The 17,146-nt window shown below is 39.9% G+C and carries 14 protein-coding genes, 1 tRNA gene, 2 rRNA genes and 1 riboswitch (1 of these 18 cut by a window edge); of the genes, 4 read left to right on the top strand and 13 right to left on the bottom strand.

The window, feature by feature from the left end:
- Positions 1-244: 244 nt before the first annotated feature.
- The 3 genes from BAOM_RS01875 to BAOM_RS01865 form a co-directional block, all read right to left on the bottom strand.
- A complete protein-coding gene (locus BAOM_RS01875; protein ID WP_127758817.1) occupies positions 245-451 on the bottom strand; it encodes a twin-arginine translocase TatA/TatE family subunit in 207 nt (68 codons plus the stop codon).
- 95 nt (positions 452-546) lie between these two features.
- Positions 547-2,301 (bottom strand): alkaline phosphatase D family protein, encoded by a 1,755-nt coding sequence (locus tag BAOM_RS01870; RefSeq protein ID WP_127758816.1) that lies wholly within the window; start codon positions 2,299-2,301, stop codon positions 547-549.
- Between the two features lie 650 nt (positions 2,302-2,951).
- Positions 2,952-4,262, bottom strand: coding sequence for an aromatic amino acid transport family protein (locus BAOM_RS01865; protein ID WP_127758815.1), 1,311 nt, complete (start codon positions 4,260-4,262; stop codon positions 2,952-2,954).
- 231 nt (positions 4,263-4,493) lie between these two features.
- A riboswitch (purine riboswitch) is annotated at positions 4,494-4,595 on the bottom strand.
- 253 nt (positions 4,596-4,848) lie between these two features.
- Between BAOM_RS01865 and BAOM_RS01860 the strand changes: the two genes are divergently transcribed.
- The gene (locus tag BAOM_RS01860) at positions 4,849-5,235 is read left to right on the top strand and encodes an HAD family hydrolase (protein ID WP_127758814.1); all 387 of its coding nucleotides are present in this window, start codon (positions 4,849-4,851) and stop codon (positions 5,233-5,235) included.
- A 246-nt stretch (positions 5,236-5,481) separates the two neighbouring features.
- Here BAOM_RS01860 and groL read toward each other — a convergent pair whose 3' ends face one another.
- Together groL and groES are read right to left on the bottom strand one after the other, a co-directional pair.
- Positions 5,482-7,113 (bottom strand): chaperonin GroEL, encoded by a 1,632-nt coding sequence (gene groL, locus BAOM_RS01855; protein WP_127758813.1) that lies wholly within the window; start codon positions 7,111-7,113, stop codon positions 5,482-5,484.
- 63 nt (positions 7,114-7,176) lie between these two features.
- Entirely contained in the window at positions 7,177-7,461 is a 285-nt protein-coding gene (groES, locus tag BAOM_RS01850) for a co-chaperone GroES (protein WP_119118294.1), read from the bottom strand.
- A 304-nt stretch (positions 7,462-7,765) separates the two neighbouring features.
- Between groES and BAOM_RS01840 the strand changes: the two genes are divergently transcribed.
- Together BAOM_RS01840 and BAOM_RS01835 are read left to right on the top strand one after the other, a co-directional pair.
- Complete coding sequence (locus BAOM_RS01840) at positions 7,766-8,488, top strand: CPBP family intramembrane glutamic endopeptidase (RefSeq protein ID WP_127758812.1); 723 nt, start codon at positions 7,766-7,768, stop codon at positions 8,486-8,488.
- Entirely contained in the window at positions 8,485-8,691 is a 207-nt protein-coding gene (locus BAOM_RS01835; RefSeq protein WP_127758811.1) for a YdiK family protein, read from the top strand. The genes BAOM_RS01840 and BAOM_RS01835 overlap by 4 nt, the downstream gene beginning before the upstream one ends.
- 125 nt (positions 8,692-8,816) lie before the next feature.
- Here BAOM_RS01835 and BAOM_RS01830 read toward each other — a convergent pair whose 3' ends face one another.
- Complete coding sequence (locus BAOM_RS01830; protein WP_127758810.1) at positions 8,817-9,503, bottom strand: redox-sensing transcriptional repressor Rex; 687 nt, start codon at positions 9,501-9,503, stop codon at positions 8,817-8,819.
- A 405-nt stretch (positions 9,504-9,908) separates the two neighbouring features.
- On the opposite strand from BAOM_RS01830, the gene BAOM_RS01825 reads away from it, so the two are divergent.
- Entirely contained in the window at positions 9,909-11,831 is a 1,923-nt protein-coding gene (locus BAOM_RS01825; RefSeq protein WP_127758809.1) for an ABC-F family ATP-binding cassette domain-containing protein, read from the top strand.
- Between the two features lie 375 nt (positions 11,832-12,206).
- Here the strand turns inward: BAOM_RS01825 and tsaD are convergent, their stop codons facing one another.
- The 7 genes from tsaD to BAOM_RS01790 all read right to left on the bottom strand — a co-directional run.
- Entirely contained in the window at positions 12,207-13,223 is a 1,017-nt protein-coding gene (tsaD, locus tag BAOM_RS01820; RefSeq protein WP_127758808.1) for a tRNA (adenosine(37)-N6)-threonylcarbamoyltransferase complex transferase subunit TsaD, read from the bottom strand.
- Entirely contained in the window at positions 13,220-13,672 is a 453-nt protein-coding gene (rimI, locus tag BAOM_RS01815) for a ribosomal protein S18-alanine N-acetyltransferase (protein WP_127758807.1), read from the bottom strand. Before rimI ends, tsaD begins: the two co-directional genes overlap by 4 nt.
- On the bottom strand, positions 13,665-14,393 hold the full coding sequence (gene tsaB, locus BAOM_RS01810) for a tRNA (adenosine(37)-N6)-threonylcarbamoyltransferase complex dimerization subunit type 1 TsaB (RefSeq protein WP_127758806.1): 729 nt from the start codon (positions 14,391-14,393) through the stop codon (positions 13,665-13,667). The genes rimI and tsaB overlap by 8 nt, the downstream gene beginning before the upstream one ends.
- On the bottom strand, positions 14,390-14,845 hold the full coding sequence (gene tsaE / locus BAOM_RS01805; protein WP_127758805.1) for a tRNA (adenosine(37)-N6)-threonylcarbamoyltransferase complex ATPase subunit type 1 TsaE: 456 nt from the start codon (positions 14,843-14,845) through the stop codon (positions 14,390-14,392). The genes tsaB and tsaE overlap by 4 nt, the downstream gene beginning before the upstream one ends.
- A 270-nt stretch (positions 14,846-15,115) precedes the next feature.
- A tRNA-Met gene (locus BAOM_RS01800) sits at positions 15,116-15,189 on the bottom strand.
- 152 nt (positions 15,190-15,341) lie between these two features.
- Positions 15,342-15,457 (bottom strand): 5S ribosomal RNA (rrf, locus tag BAOM_RS01795).
- 65 nt (positions 15,458-15,522) lie between these two features.
- A 23S ribosomal RNA gene (locus tag BAOM_RS01790) occupies positions 15,523-17,146 on the bottom strand (it continues 1,310 nt past the right edge of the window).

Genomic DNA, 17,146 nt, shown 5'->3' with positions numbered 1-17,146 from the left:
AGCCTCCTTTTTTATAAAAAAAGCGCAAGCGCCCTGGTCAGCGGCGTATCGCCTGGAGCTCTCCAACCGGGATAAAGGAAATACGAAGAGCTCAAGCGTTCGATGTTGACTTATCGTAGGGTGGAGAGCGAAGGACACTAGCCGCTAGGGCGTTGGAACTGGACAATTCTCAAAGTCAAAATTTATACTTTCATATTAGCCAAAGAAAGAGAGCGGACGGGCGGCGCCGCCAGCTCTCTTTCTATTAATTTTCCTTTTTCACAGCGGTTAGCTCAGGTCTTTTCGCTTCCTCTTTGTTATCATCAGATACTAATTCCTTTGCAGCACTTTTAAATTCGGTTAATGTACGGCCAAACGCACGGCCGATTTCCGGCAGCTTGGAAGGTCCGAAAATAATAAGAGCGATAACGAGTACTAAAATTAACCCTGGAATACCAATATTGGAAAGCATTTAGGTTCATCTCCCTTTTTTAAGAAAATGGCAGTCAGTTGGTATTGCAGCGTTCTTTCTACCATTTCCCCTGTTCCTTCATGTTCTGCTTAAGTTTAATTAGAAACTGCTTCGCGTTTGCGTTTTTTCTCCATTTGCTTCTGATGCGCGCGATCATGGGCACGATGGCGGTCTTCTTCCACTTCACTAGACATTTGGACACCCATAGGCACCGTAGTAGTAGCTACTTCCTTCAGACCTTGCTGATCTTTTTGAAAAACAAATGATGCTCTTGTGGAGATATCGGCTCCAGGCTTGGTCACGAATGGAACAACACGATAATCGGCACGCCATTGTTCCGGAGTGACCTGGCAGCGAACGTAACCGCGGTAATTATTAAAGAATTTGATATGCGGGTTGTCCGATAAAGTTTTCGCCGTATCTGCACGCACATCTGAGCCGTCTCCTCCTGATGTGATTGAGGTTCCGACAAACTCCGCTCCCAAAATAGGGGCCTCCGGATTGTTGTAATCAGTCGTCAGGTTCGAAGCCCAACTTGCATGGACATCCCCAGTTAGAACAATTATGTTGTTGATGTCTCTGCTGGCAACAAAGTTGGTAATATGCTGGCGTGCGGCCGGATAACCGTCCCAGGAATCCATGCTGAATTTTGGTGCTGTGCTGGATCCTGATTTACGCTCTGCAAAGAAAATCTGCTGGGCAAGGACATTCCATTGAGATTTCGAGTTTCCCAGATTATCGAGCAGCCATTTTTCCTGCTCTGGTCCAAGAAGAGTCCGGTTTGGATCCAAGGATTCCGCTGTATGTGCTTTCGATCCATCGCCATTTGCTTGATCATCACGGTATTGACGAGTGTCAAGAACATAGAAATTTGCCAAATCGCCATAGCTAAAATCGCGGTATAATTGCATGCCGCCATCGTGAGGCAATGAAGACTTGCGCAGCGGCATATGCTCGTAATAGGCCTGGTAAGCAGCGGCACGGCGCTTAATAAATTCTTCAACAGATTGGTTTTTTTCAGGAATAACATTGGCGTAGTTGTTCTCTACTTCATGGTCATCCCAAGTCACAATCCACGGGAAAGAAGCGTGTGCAGCCCTAAGATGTTCATCTGAACGATATTGAGCATAGCGGTTGCGATAATCTTCAATCGTAATGATTTCATCGCCCTGATGGGCACGCACATTGCCTGTTGGCGATAGATATTCGTTTGTACCATATTCATATATGTAATCTCCGAGATGGAACACTAGATCAAGATCCTCTTTTGCCATATGCTTGTACGCCGTATAATAGCCGTGCTCAAACTGCTGGCAGGAAGCAAAAGCAAACGTCATGCTGGCTACGCTGGCGCCAGGAGCCGGAAGGGTTTTTGTTCTTCCAACTGGGCTAAGTTCATTTCCGCTCTTGAAACGGTAATAATATACGGTATTCGCCTTCAGACCGCTTACTTCAACGTGGACAGAGTGTGCAAGGTTTGGTGAGGCATGTTCTGTTCCCCGTTGAATGATGTTGCGGAAGTTTTCATCGGTCGCGAGTTCCCATTGGACCGGAACGATATGAGACGCCATTCCCCCGCCGTTTAACGGATCCGGAGCCAGTCTTGTCCACAATACAACACTGTCAGATAACGGATCACCAGAGGCGACACCAAGTGTAAAAGGATATTCCTTGAAAACTGGAGCAGCCTCTACCTTAAATCCACCCATTGAATTAGCGATAGCCAGTCCCAGGGACAATCCTGCAACTTTTCCTGCACCTTGCAGGAAGCTGCGGCGATCAACATTCTTGTTCAAATTTTCTTGGGTAAACTTTCTCACTAATTCGTCCAAAGATCTCTCATTCGTCATGATTCTCTTCCCCTCTCGGATTGAATTTCTTAACCACGACGTTGATTATAGTGAATATTTGTTAATTCGTTGTTAATATTTGTAAATAAAGTAGTTAACCTGATAGTAAAGGATAATAAAATAGTAGATTGGGCTTTCAGCTTATAAGAGGATATTTTTCACAAAAACAGGTAATCACTTTGCTATTCAACGGGAATTTTCCCCGATTATTGATGGTCTTTTTTTCCTGTTTTTTTTAATGTTTTCTTCAAAGGAAATTTACAAACTGGAATTCTGTACATCCGTTTCACTAGTGCTGAATCATTACTAAAGAAATCATACAAAAAAGATCTACTCCAAATAGAGTAGATCTTTTCGTGTCATAAGCGGATATTACATCATGCCGCCCGTAAGATGAGAATGTGTAATATCGTTAACGTTGTGTGCAGAAAGTGCGGTATATCAAGTTTTTTCTGAATATGAGGTGTAACATTTTTAACGAAAATTTACCTTTTTCCACTTGATTGCGTTAGCAACATGTTAGCATTTTTCAACGTACATTCAGCAGTACACAGCCGCTTATTTTCCAGAAAAAGTGAATTGAATGAAAAGAAAGTCTTGACACTCTTCATACTTGAAAACTACGACGCTATTTATACAACAATAGTGAATTAGAAAAATGCTTTAATACTTGCTAGGACAGTGAGCACACCTACAACAATGACAAACACATTGCTCATTTTCCCTCTGTATTTAGCTAGTACAGGTACTTTACGGATTGTATACATTGGTAATACACATAAGATAGCAGCAACTAGCGGACCGCTGAGGGTATCAATGAGTCCAAGAATACTTGGATTTGCATAAGCAACATACCAGCATGTTAATACGACAAAAACAAGGATCATTGTCTTAACTGTTTTTTCTTTTACATCTTTTCCGCGTGCTTTACTGTACTCAATAATCATGTCACGCATTACCTCATATGCTCCTACATAATGGCCAAGGAAGGACTTTGTTATGGCCACAAAAGCAATGATAGGAGCTGCAATAGTGATAATAGGCGAATTAAGCTCATTAGCAAGATATGATAATATTGACAAGTTCTGTTCTTTTGCCATTACAAGATCATTTGGAGTCAAACTCAAGACACTGCTCCAAACAAAGAACATAACAACCGAGAATGTCATTATATAACAAACTTTTTGTATTTGAGCACTTTTGGCGTCAGTAGCTTCTATTCCATAGGTTGCTCTCTGTTTCATAACAAATGACGATATTATAGGAGAATGATTAAACGAGAATACTATGATTGGTAGTATCATCCATATCACTCCAAAATATCCCGTTCCTGTTGAAACACTTGAAAAACTAAGCATTGACGTATTCCACTGTGGAATCAAAGATATTGCGATAAAAAGCAGAGAAGCTATGAAAGGATAGACTAGCATACTCATTATCTTTACAGTGATATCTTGACCAAAATTCAATATAGCTATAAGACCGAGTACTAATACAAGCGATAGAATGGCCCTTGGAGGCTCTTTCATGTGCAATTGATTCACGATGAAACTACTTGCTGTATTTGTAAGTGCAACCGAATACATCAGCACTATTGTATAAATGGAGAAGAAATATACGATGTTAAAAATTACACTTGCCTTTTTTCCAAAATACTCTCTTATCGTACCTGTAATCCCCTCTTCAGCAGAATTGGAAGCGTATATCATTTTAGCAAGTGCCCTATGCGAATAATACATTACAGGAAATGCAAGTATGGTAATTAACAGTAATGATAATAAACCTCCTGAACCTGCATTAATAGGTAAAAAGAGCACTCCTGCTCCAATTGCTGTTCCAAAAAGGCTCAATGCCCAGGTAGTATCTTGCTTATGCCATTTTTTAGGATCTAGATATTTTTCATTTATTACTGCAGTATTTTCAGCTTGTAATTCTATTTTTTTAGCAGTATTCCCATGCATCAGTAATTCCTCCTTGTATCCTATTCTTAGGCCTCTTTTTAAGGCTTAGAAATATAGACCATTCCTGAAAAACGAATTACTATATTCTTACTACCTTTTTTCATTGAAATACTCCTCCTAATATATTCATATTAAAATAGTCACTTGTAAAAAAATAAAAAAGCCCCAAGATACACCGGAGCTTGACTTCAGATAGGTAGATAATAGGAATAAAAAGTGAATTTATCTCCATATTTATATACACAACCTCGTAGTCAAGCTATTTATGGTAGCTTGGTAGAAACTTTTGGGCCATATTCCCAGGATTATACGAGAACCGTATTTAATTTTTACTAACACATAGTAACATCAGAAATTCCAACCGTCAATAAAACACGAATATTTTTTTGAAAAGTAAATATAATGTTCGGTAATTATGCAAGTAGTGTGAATTATTAATAAAATCAAACTACTACAATATTACCCTAAATACTCATTAAGTTCCTGTATATTTTTAGGCCTTTTTATGTTGAAAATATACTAGTGGATAACTTTTTAGGAAAATACCGGAGGCAACAATGGAAAGAAGTATAATAGAAAACGCGGAATTAGTCATTTTGATTTTGACGGCACTTTATACGAGGATACAGATCATTTCGTTTATTATTCGGAACAATTAAAAAAGCAGCTGCCAGAAGATGTACATCGCATTCTTCAAAATTTAGATTTGCAGGACATATTTGAAAATATCATCACAGAAGCAAATAAACCGCTAGATACAAAGAAACATTTTTTAGACCTCTTACAAAAGTTCAATATTCGACCTGAAAAAGGATTATCTATTGGTGATAATTATATAAATGACATTGCTCCAGCCATTAACATTGGAATGCAAACGGTATATATTGATTTATATGAATCAGAATATCTCGAATATAATGGAAGAAAAGTGAAAAGTATATCGGAATTGATTAAAGAGATGAATTCACTATAAAAAACCGTGAGAATTCATGCTTATTTACAAATTAGCCAAGAAGATTAAGTTCTTCCCGGCTAATTTTATGTGTGCCCAGCACGGATGAGACTTCTAGGGTCCCAAACTGTGCATGTAACCCAAAAATAAAAAATGCTTCTCATCAATTTGTACCAATTAATGAGAAGCCTAAAATTATATACATTACTTTATCATTTCACATTTTTCTAGCTAGGAAACCTTTACTTACAAGGATTTCCGGGCAGATTACATCATGCCACCCATTCCGCCCATTCCGCCCATGTCAGGCATTCCAGCAGCACCAGCAGGTTCTGGTTTGTCAGCAACAACTGCTTCTGTTGTTAAGAACATAGCTGCAACAGATCCAGCGTTTTGTAGAGCTGAACGAGTTACTTTCGTTGGGTCAACGATACCAGCTTCGATCATGTTTACCCACGCACCAGTAGCTGCGTTGAATCCAGTTCCAACCGCTTCACCTTTAAGGCGCTCAACGATAACAGATCCTTCAAGACCAGCGTTGTGAGCGATTTGACGTACAGGCTCTTCAATCGCACGAAGAACGATTTTCACACCTGTTGCTTCGTCGCCTTCAGCTTGAAGCTCAGCCACTTTATTGTATACGTTAAGAAGCGCTGTACCACCACCAGCTACGATACCTTCTTCAACTGCAGCACGAGTAGAGTTCAATGCATCTTCAATACGAAGTTTGCGTTCTTTTAATTCTGTTTCAGTAGCCGCACCAACTTTGATAACCGCTACACCACCAGCTAATTTAGCAAGGCGTTCTTGTAATTTCTCACGGTCAAATTCAGAAGTTGTTTCTTCTAATTGAACACGGATTTGATTTACGCGAGCTTGGATTGCGTCAGCGTTTCCAGCACCTTCAACGATTGTTGTGTTTTCTTTTGTAACAACAATTTTAGAAGCGCGTCCTAATGATTGGATTGTAGCAGATTTCAGGTCAAGACCTACTTCTTCTGTAATTACTTCTCCACCAGTAAGAGCTGCGATATCTTCAAGCATTGCTTTACGACGATCACCGAATCCAGGAGCTTTAACTGCTACTGCATTGAATGTTCCGCGAAGTTTGTTCACAACAAGTGTTGCAAGTGCTTCACCTTCAACGTCTTCTGCAATGATTAATAGTGGTTTACCTTGTTGTACAACTTGCTCAAGTACAGGAAGGATTTCTTGAATGTTACCAATTTTCTTATCAGTAATTAAGATGTACGGGTTATCAAGAACAGCTTCCATTTTATCTGAATCAGTTACCATGTATGGAGATGCATATCCACGGTCGAATTGCATACCTTCTACAACGTCTAACTCAGTTGTGAAACCTTTAGATTCTTCAATTGTGATAACACCGTCGTTACCAACGCGTTCCATTGCTTCAGCGATTAGTTTACCAACTTCTTCGTCAGCAGCAGAAATCGCCGCAACTTGTGCGATAGATTCTTTGTTTTCAACTGGTTTAGAAATAGCTTTTAACTCTTCGATTGCAGCGTTAACCGCTTTTTCGATTCCTTTACGGATACCCATTGGGTTCGCACCAGCTGTTACGTTTTTCAATCCTTCACGAATCATTGCTTGAGCAAGAACTGTTGCTGTTGTTGTACCGTCACCAGCTACGTCATTTGTTTTGCTTGCTACTTCAGCAACCAATTTTGCACCCATATTTTCGAATGCATCTTCAAGCTCGATTTCTTTTGCGATTGTTACACCGTCATTTGTAATAAGCGGTGAACCGAATTTTTTCTCAAGAACGACGTTGCGTCCTTTTGGTCCTAATGTTACTTTTACTGCATCTGCAAGCGCATCTACACCACGAAGCATTGCGCGGCGAGCTTCTTCACTAAATTTAATTTCTTTAGCCATGTATAAGTACCTCCCTAATCATTTTTCATTAAAATTTTCGTTCAGTTAAGTATTGTTGTATAATTAGCCAATAATTGCTAAAATATCGCTTTCGCGTAAAATTAAGTATTCAGTACCCTCGTACTTGACTTCCGTACCAGCGTATTTTGAGAAGATAATACGATCGCCTTGGGCAACCTCTAAAGTAACACGTTCGCCATTTTCAAGAACACGGCCTGTACCAACTGCTACGACCTTACCTTCTTGTGGCTTTTCTTTTGCTGTATCTGGAAGTACGATACCGCTAGCTGTTTTTTCTTCTGACTCAACTAGTTCAATAATAACGCGATCACCTAATGGTTTTAACAAGTGAAACAACCCCCTCAAATTCTTATGATTAACTGTTTTGAATTATTAGCACTCAACACCTATGAGTGCTAACACAATTATTATATTAAATAAATCATTCCTGTTTTGCAAGTATCTTCATCAAAAATTTTTACATTAATTTTGATAATAGATTCTCATACTAAAAGTAGCCCTACCCATTCTATTAAATCCCTACAACAAATATGATTGAATAGCACCTATAAAAGTGGAGTTATTCAATATTTTTTGATACCATTTTCACTGTACCCATGTATGAATGATTTCACTTAAAGGAGAATTATTTTTGAGAAAAGAATACTGGTATGTCATTATTACGTATCTTGCCATGCAGCTCTCTGGATTTATTGGACTGCCGCTCTTTATGTTCATTGGAAAAACGTTAGGAGTACCTAGTGGAGAATTGAGATTAACAGCTTTTGCTTACTGGTCCATTTTTAGTTTTTTATTAGCTCTTCTGCTTACTCTCTTTTTCATGCGACATGATATGAAAAAATCAGCACTCACTCGCGATAAAGCGTCCATCTCCCTTTCTACCTTTTGGGCAATATGTGGAGTCTTTCTCGCTTTATTTGCACAAAGTATCGCGATTACAATTGAACAGTGGATTGGCATTCAAACTCAATCAGCGAATACGCAGGAAATTTTATCTGTCATTGATAAGATTCCATTAATGATAGTAGTGAGTTCTATTATTGGTCCCATATTAGAAGAAATTATTTTCCGAAAAGTTATTTTCGGTTCCTTATATAAGCGATTTAATTTCTTTATTGCAGCTTTGATTAGCTCCATCATTTTTGGTTTAGCACATATGGAACTAGAGCATTTGTTATTATATTCGGCAATGGGCTTTACCTTCGCTTTCCTTTATGTACAGACGAAACGAATTCTAGTACCAATTATTGCTCATGTATCTATGAATACATTCGTTGTCATTTTGCAAATGTATTATGAAGACATCCAAAATTTCATGCAAAATATGCAAGCTTTCATCGGAGGATTTTTATGAGACATCAATCACCTTTAAAATTAAGCATTATTTATATATGTTTAGGTATCGTATTCACTGCTTTCGCCATCCAAACTGTCACATCATCAGGTTGGGGATTCTTTGCTTATTTCCTTATCTTTATTGCTACATTGGACTTCGGCTCCGGTATCCGAATGCTTTTACTACATGTAAAAATAAAATCGATTCAAAAGAAGAAATAAGCAGCTGTCATCAGCTGCTTATTTCTTTGGCTATGTTAGACACTGTTCATCTTCAACTCATGTACACGGTTTCATATGCATGAACCAAAAATCGTTTCATTAGCCTTAAGAATATATTTATTTATTTATTTATTTATTGGTATTCCATCCTCTATATCAGCGATTTCTTCTTCTAATACTGGATAATGTTTCAGGAAGTAAATCAATGACTGTAATTCAACAGCCAAGTCAATATGATGAATTCTAATAGAAGAAGGTACATTTAATCGTGCTGGGGTAAAGTTTAAAATTCCTTTTACTTGAGCAGCAATTAAACGATCTGTAACGGGCTGAGCCACATGCGCTGGAATGGTTAAGATTGCAGCTGTAACATGCTCTCCTTGCAGACGGCTCTCAATTTCATCCATATGATAAATTGGAACATTGGCTATATTCGTACCGACTTTTCTTTCATCCACATCAAAAGCCATACTAATTTTTGTATTATTATTTTTCAAGAAATTATAATTTAAAAAAGCAGTACCTAGATTCCCTACACCAATTAACGCTACTTTCGTCACTTCATCTTGATCCAATGTTTTTCTAAAAAATGATAATAAATAATTAACATTATATCCATATCCTTTTTTTCCAAGTGCGCCAAAGTACGAAAAGTCACGACGTATCGTTGCTGAATCTACCTTAACAGCTTCACTCAACTCTGCTGAAGAAACCCTTTGTTTCCCAGAGGAATGTAGGTTTTGTAAAAATCGATAATACAAGGGTAGTCTTTTGGCCGTAGCCTGCGGTATTTTTAATTGTCCTTGATTCATTATTCTCCCTCGCTTTCACACGCGCTTTTCAATCTATTCTTCTGCCTATATTCCATAGAAGCATGAGATGCATTCAAAATATCACTGATAACGCTTCCATTCCCAACTTGCTCGTTCTTCTAAAAACAATAGGGATTCTGTCATCTTACTCTTAATAAACTGCACTATGTTCGAAAGTGTACAATCTTACGTTATAATATCCCTATTATAAATCATACACCATTATTCCACATAATGTAACATCTTGTTTTGAAACGAAATAACCATTCTATTGCCGATAAGTTCAATGATACGGTACACTAAGAAGAAAAGCTTAAACGTCTAGAGTCAAAAAACAGTATATCTGAAAACTGATAGACGTTCTATAACAATTTGTTCGGGATAATGCTACCTGAGGTGAAATTCATGATTTTATTACAAGTTAATCAAGTATCTAAATATTACGGAGCGGAACTCATTCTATCGAATATGAAGCTCGAAGTTCAACATAAAGACCGAATTGCTCTAGTAGGTCGTAACGGTGCTGGGAAATCTACACTATTAAAAATTATTGCTGGACAGTTGTCTTATGATGGTGGAGAAATTATTCAACCAAAAGGGGTCACAATCGGCTATATGGCCCAAGATACAGGCCTTGAATCAGAACTATCCATCTGGGATGAAATGTTAACCGTATTTAACCATCTCATTTCACAAGAGCAAACCTTACGCCAATTAGAAGAAAAGATGGCAAATCCAGATATTTTCTCTAATGAAGCCATTTATCAAAAAGTACTGAGTGAATATGATGCCCTGCAAGTTCAATTTAAAGAGTCCGGCGGCTATCAATATGAAGCAGATATTCGCTCTGTTTTGCACGGGCTTCAATTTGGCAGCTTTGACCCTTCTACACCTATCTCCACCTTAAGCGGGGGTCAAAAAACAAGACTGGCCCTTGGTAAATTACTTTTAACAAAACCAGATATTTTAATCCTGGATGAACCGACAAACCATCTAGATATTGAAACACTTTCTTGGCTTGAACAATATTTACAAGGCTATCAAGGTGCTGTACTCATTGTTTCTCATGACCGATACTTCCTTGATAAAGTTGTTAATCAAGTATATGAAATCTCACGACACTCAATGAAAAAATATCACGGCAATTACAGCTCTTATTTAATCAGAAAAGCGGAAGATTTCGAACGAGATATGAAGCAATTTGAAAAGCAGCAAGAAGAAATTGAAAAGCTGCGTGATTTTGTTCAACGGAATATTACACGAGCTTCTACTACCAAACGAGCACAAAGCAGACGAAAACAGCTTGAGAAAATGGAGATCTTAGATAGACCCCAAGGCGATCAAAAATCTGCTTCTTTCTCTTTTCAAATTGAGAAGCAAAGTGGAAATGAAGTACTGCAGCTAAACGAGCTGGCAATTGGCTATCAAAACGAAAAGGTTGCCCAACACATTAACGTTCGAATCACAAAAGGCGAAAGCATTGCACTCGTCGGTCCGAACGGGGTCGGCAAATCAACACTATTAAAAACCATTATTGATAAGATGCCTGCTCTTTCAGGTGACATTCACTTTGGCACAAATGTTCAGATCAGTTACTATGATCAAGAGCAAGCGAACCTCGTTTCCAACAAACGAGTACTTAACGAATTATGGGATGAACACCCCTTAAAGCCGGAAAAAGAGATACGCACCGTACTTGGAAACTTCCTATTTAGCGGGGATGACGTTTTAAAAACAGTCTCTACTCTTAGCGGTGGTGAAAAAGCACGACTTGCTTTAGCAAAAATGATGATGGAAAAAGGTAATTTTTTAATACTCGATGAGCCAACAAACCACTTAGATCTCGATAGCAAACTCGTCCTTGAAAATGCTTTAATCGATTATCCAGGAACATTGCTTTTCGTTTCACATGATCGATACTTCATTAACCGAATTGCAACGAAGGTCATTGAACTCTCTAAAGATGGCAGTGTAGAGTTCCTTGGAGATTATGACTACTATGTTCAGAAAAAACAAGAACAAGCGGAACATGAAGCACTCGAACAACAACAAACACAAAGTAAACAACCAGAGCAAGTAACGGATAAAAACAGCTACATCATTGATAAAGAAGCGAAAAAAGCAGAGCGCCAACGCAAGCGCCGCATTGAAGAGATTGAAGGAGAAATAGAAAAATTAGAGGCAGATATTGAAGAGTGTAATCAGCTTCTTTGTGATTCTGAAGTATTTCAAAATCACGAAAAGGTGATAGAAATTCAAACAAAGCTAGAGCAGGCACAAGCAGCCCTTGATCTTCTATTAGAAGAGTGGGCAGAGCTGGATATATAAGAAACTTCCATCAGTGGGGGCTCTTACTATCCATTAAGTATGAGATAAATATAGATATTAAGAAGGTCGACCTTGATTTAAGTCGGCCTTTTTCTATATCCGCATCCTAAAGCATTCGCTTCTTACTAAAATAAACTTTATCCACAAAAATATACACAACCTTCTCCTTTTCATTCAAGCTTTATTCGAACTTTTCCACATTATCCACAAAAATTATGCTACTTATCAACAAAAACGCAAGTTATTCACATTCACTTTTTAATTATCAGACTTTTTTATCCACAGATACAATCAAAATCACTTTTATGAATAAGTAAAGCAGAGCTATATACATAGCTCCGCCGTATCAACCCTTATCAATATATGTGCACATTCTTAAAAAGCCTCAATATCTAATCCTGGGTTTCCATTTAACGCTAAATTAGAGCGTTTTCCTTTTTCGAATAAAATGCTTCCTGCTGCTCCAATCATTGCTGCATTATCTGTACAAAGACTAAGCGGAGGAATGATTAATTCTACTTCCGGCACTTCCTTAAAAGCCTCAGTGAGCGCAGCACGCAGCCCTTTATTAGCTGCTACTCCCCCTGCTAGTAACAATTGCTTTACACCGTATTCTTTTGCTGCAGAAATCGTTTTTGTCACTAATACTTCAATTACACTTTGTTGAAAGCTTGCGGCAAGATCTTCCGGTTTAATCTCCTCGCCGCGCTGCTCTGCATTATGAAGTGTGTTAATAACAGCCGATTTTAATCCGCTAAAACTAAAATCGTAACTTCCTTCCAGCCACGCACGAGGTAACTTAATGGACGGTGTTCCTTCATGTGCTAATCTGTCAATATGCGGACCGCCTGGATAAGGTAAATTCAATGTTCGCGCTACTTTATCATAGGCCTCTCCCGCAGCATCATCACGAGTCTCACCAATGACTTGAAATGAGCCAGACTCCTTCAATAACACTAATTCTGTATGCCCTCCTGAGACAACAAGTGAAAGCGCTGGATATTGAATCTCTTGAATCAAACGGTTTGCATAAATATGTCCTGCAATATGATGAACACCAACTAATGGTATTCCATGTGCAAACGCAATCGCCTTAGCTGCATTTACACCAATTAATAAAGCTCCGACTAATCCCGGCCCCTCAGTCACCGCAATGGCATCTATATCTTGATACGTAATATTCGCTTGTTGTAATGCTTCTTCAATTACTATTGTAATTTGTTCAACATGATGGCGAGAAGCAATTTCGGGCACGACCCCACCAAATCGCTTATGACTTTCAATTTGAGAAGCCACAACATTGCTTAATATATCCGTTCCGTTTTTTATCACGGCCGCAGCCGTTTCATCACAACTTGTCTCAATACCTAATATAATTTGCTCTTGTTTCACGAGAAATTCACCCACATTACATATGCATCTTCACGATTATCAGTATAATATCCTTTACGGATACCACCTTTTTGAAAACCTAATTTTTCATATAAAGAAATTGCAACTTCATTACTCACTCGAACTTCTAACGTCATCCGAACCACACCTTTACTAATCGATATTTCAATCATCTTCAGGAGTAGAGCTTCACCTAATTTTTGCCCTCGATATTCAGGTAAAATCGCAATATTCGTGATATGTGACTCATCTAATACAATCCAAGCACCGCAGTACCCTACAACTTTACCGTTATCCTCAATAACTAAATACACTGCATACTGATTATGATCGAGCTCATTATAAAAAGCTTCTCTACTCCACGGCAAAGTAAAAGACTGTCGTTCTACTTCTAATACTTGATCAATATCTTCTCGATTCATCAGCCGAAACGTCATCGTTTTACTCATTGTTATCGTTCGCTTTCATCATTTTTTGGTTCTCCTGCTGTTCAAGCCACTTTGCTTCAGCTTCAGCCATACGTACATAATTTGGAACAAACAAGTGAATATCTTCTTCCTCTTTATCTTTTCCAAGAAGAGCTAGCTCACTTGGCCTTGGATTATACAAAGAAGGCGGAACAAACACCGCTAGCTCCCCAAGCACCTCACTAAGTGCTTCACGATGAATTTCTATATCTTGTCCCATAAATAAAATAGGACGATTCCACTCTTTAAGACGGGCAGCCCATTCTGACGATAAGATATTGCAATCTGCCACAATTTCTTTCAATTGCTCATTCTCATCATACTCATATAAACCGGTATACACTTGTCCCCGCCTTGCATCAAATAATGGTGAAATCAATCCGTTAAAGTAGCGACCATTAGCAGCTAAAGCTTCTAAGCTTGAAATCGCTGATAATGGAATATTTAATGTCCAAGCTAATGTCTTCGCAATGGTTACACCAATTCGAACACCTGTATAAGATCCAGGTCCTTTCGCTACAACGATTTTATCTAACTCTTTTGGCAGAGTGTCACAATCTTTTAACAACGTCTCAATAGCCGGCATAACCCGAACAGAATGATTTTTCTTTAAATTAGTAATGTACTCGCCAATGACTCGATTGCCATCGATTAAAGCAATACCTAGCGTAAAATTAGACGTATCAATAGCTAACACTTTCATTCTATAATCTCCTTACACAACTGGACGTAACGATCTCCATGAGCTTCTATGACAAATCGGCGACTATATTCGTCTACACGATAAATATAAATAACTAAAAGATTCTCTGGAAGTTGATTTTTAATTAAATGAGCCCATTCAACAACGGTAACACCTTCACCTTCAAAATACTCATCAAATCCTAAATCTTCTTCCGCCTCACTTACACGATACACATCCATATGATATAGCGGTAAACGCCCATGATATTCTTTAATAATCGTAAAAGTAGGACTATTTACAGTTCGCGTGACCCCTAACCCCTTCGCTAACCCTTTTGTAAAAGCGGTCTTGCCTGCTCCTAAATCACCCTCTAAAGCTAATACATCTCCACCTTTAAGATGTTCTGCTAACCGACCTGCAAAACGAGCAGTCTCTTCTTCACCTCGTGAAACCCATTCAAATTGCTCCATATCTTAATCACCTTTATGTAACTAGTTATTTAAATAAGATTAGAAAAACACGACTTACCGTCAATCATGGTGAAAGTCGATGTCCCTTCCTATATACTATCGTCTGTTTACTATAAGTTCTAATAGTATAAAAAATCCTTAGGACCGTTCTCCTAAGGACAGAAAACATTCTATATGTAGTTTACCTGTTTTTTCATCAAGAAACAAATACGAAAATAATCATGCTGAAAAACCAAAAAAACGAAACATTGTTTCGTTTTTTTGGTTTGATTGCGGGGACAGGATTTGAACCTGCGACCTTCGGGTTATGAGCCCGACGAGCTACCGGACTGCTCCACCCCGCGACGATAAAAATATTGATATTTTGCTTATGCACCTAATTTTGTGTCGACTGTTTCTTCCCCTTCTAGAATTTCAGGATGAGGATATGTCGAAACAACTTGATGATAATATATAGTATATACTCTTTTTATAAAAAATATACACAAAATATATAGCTTGGCGACGTCCTACTCTCACAGGGGGAAACCCCCAACTACCATCGGCGCTGAAGAGCTTAACTTCCGTGTTCGGAATGGGAACGGGTGTGACCTCTTCGCTATCGTCACCAAACAATATAAGGAACGTTGTTCCTTCAAAACTAGATAATAGGAAAGCATTGCGTGTTATCAAAACAATAGGTTAAGTCCTCGACCGATTAGTATCAGTCAGCTCCATGTGTCGCCACACTTCCACCTCTGACCTATCAACCTGATCATCTTTCAGGGGTCTTACTAGCTTGCGCTATGGGAAATCTCATCTTGAGGGGGGCTTCATGCTTAGATGCTTTCAGCACTTATCCCGTCCGCACATAGCTACCCAGCGATGCCTTTGGCAAGACAACTGGTACACCAGCGGTGCGTCCATCCCGGTCCTCTCGTACTAAGGACAGCTCCTCTCAAATTTCCTGCGCCCACGACGGATAGGGACCGAACTGTCTCACGACGTTCTGAACCCAGCTCGCGTACCGCTTTAATGGGCGAACAGCCCAACCCTTGGGACCGACTACAGCCCCAGGATGCGATGAGCCGACATCGAGGTGCCAAACCTCCCCGTCGATGTGGACTCTTGGGGGAGATAAGCCTGTTATCCCCGGGGTAGCTTTTATCCGTTGAGCGATGGCCCTTCCATGCGGAACCACCGGATCACTAAGCCCGACTTTCGTCCCTGCTCGACTTGTAGGTCTCGCAGTCAAGCTCCCTTGTGCCTTTACACTCTACGAATGATTTCCAACCATTCTGAGGGAACCTTTGGGCGCCTCCGTTACCTTTTAGGAGGCGACCGCCCCAGTCAAACTGCCCACCTGACACTGTCTCCCACCCCGATCAGGGGTGCGGGTTAGAATGTCAATACAGCCAGGGTAGTATCCCACCAACGCCTCCACCGAAGCTGGCGCTCCGGCTTCACAGGCTCCTACCTATCCTGTACAAGCTGTACCAAAATTCAATATCAGGCTGCAGTAAAGCTCCACGGGGTCTTTCCGTCCTGTCGCGGGTAACCTGCATCTTCACAGGTACTATAATTTCACCGAGTCTCTCGTTGAGACAGTGCCCAGATCGTTACACCTTTCGTGCGGGTCGGAACTTACCCGACAAGGAATTTCGCTACCTTAGGACCGTTATAGTTACGGCCGCCGTTTACTGGGGCTTCAATTCAAAGCTTCGCTTGCGCTAACCTCTCCTCTTAACCTTCCAGCACCGGGCAGGTGTCAGCCCCTATACTTCACCTTGCGGTTTCGCAGAGACCTGTGTTTTTGCTAAACAGTCGCCTGGGCCTATTCACTGCGGCTCATCTGGGCTTTAACACCCTAATGAGCACCCCTTCTCCCGAAGTTACGGGGTCATTTTGCCGAGTTCCTTAACGAGAGTTCTCTCGAACACCTTAGGATTCTCTCCTCATCTACCTGTGTCGGTTTGCGGTACGGGCACCCTACATCTCACTAGAGGCTTTTCTTGGCAGTGTGGAATCAGGAACTTCGGTACTCTATTTCCCTCGCCATCACAGCTCAGCCTTAACGGAAACGGGATTTGCCTCGTTTCCAGCCTAACTGCTTGGACGCGCATATCCAACAGCGCGCTTACCCTATCCTCCTGCGTCCCCCCATCGCTCAAACGATGTATAGGTGGTACAGGAATATCAACCTGTTGTCCATCGCCTACGCTTTTCAGCCTCGGCTTAGGTCCCGACTAACCCTGAGCGGACGAGCCTTCCTCAGGAAACCTTAGATATTCGGTGGAAGGGATTCTCACCCTTCTTTCGCTA

Source organism: Peribacillus asahii (assembly GCF_004006295.1).
Taxonomy (GTDB): domain Bacteria; phylum Bacillota; class Bacilli; order Bacillales; family DSM-1321; genus Peribacillus; species Peribacillus asahii_A.
Note: the sequence above shows the minus strand (reverse complement) of the source record. Positions and strands in the feature narration are given on the sequence as shown.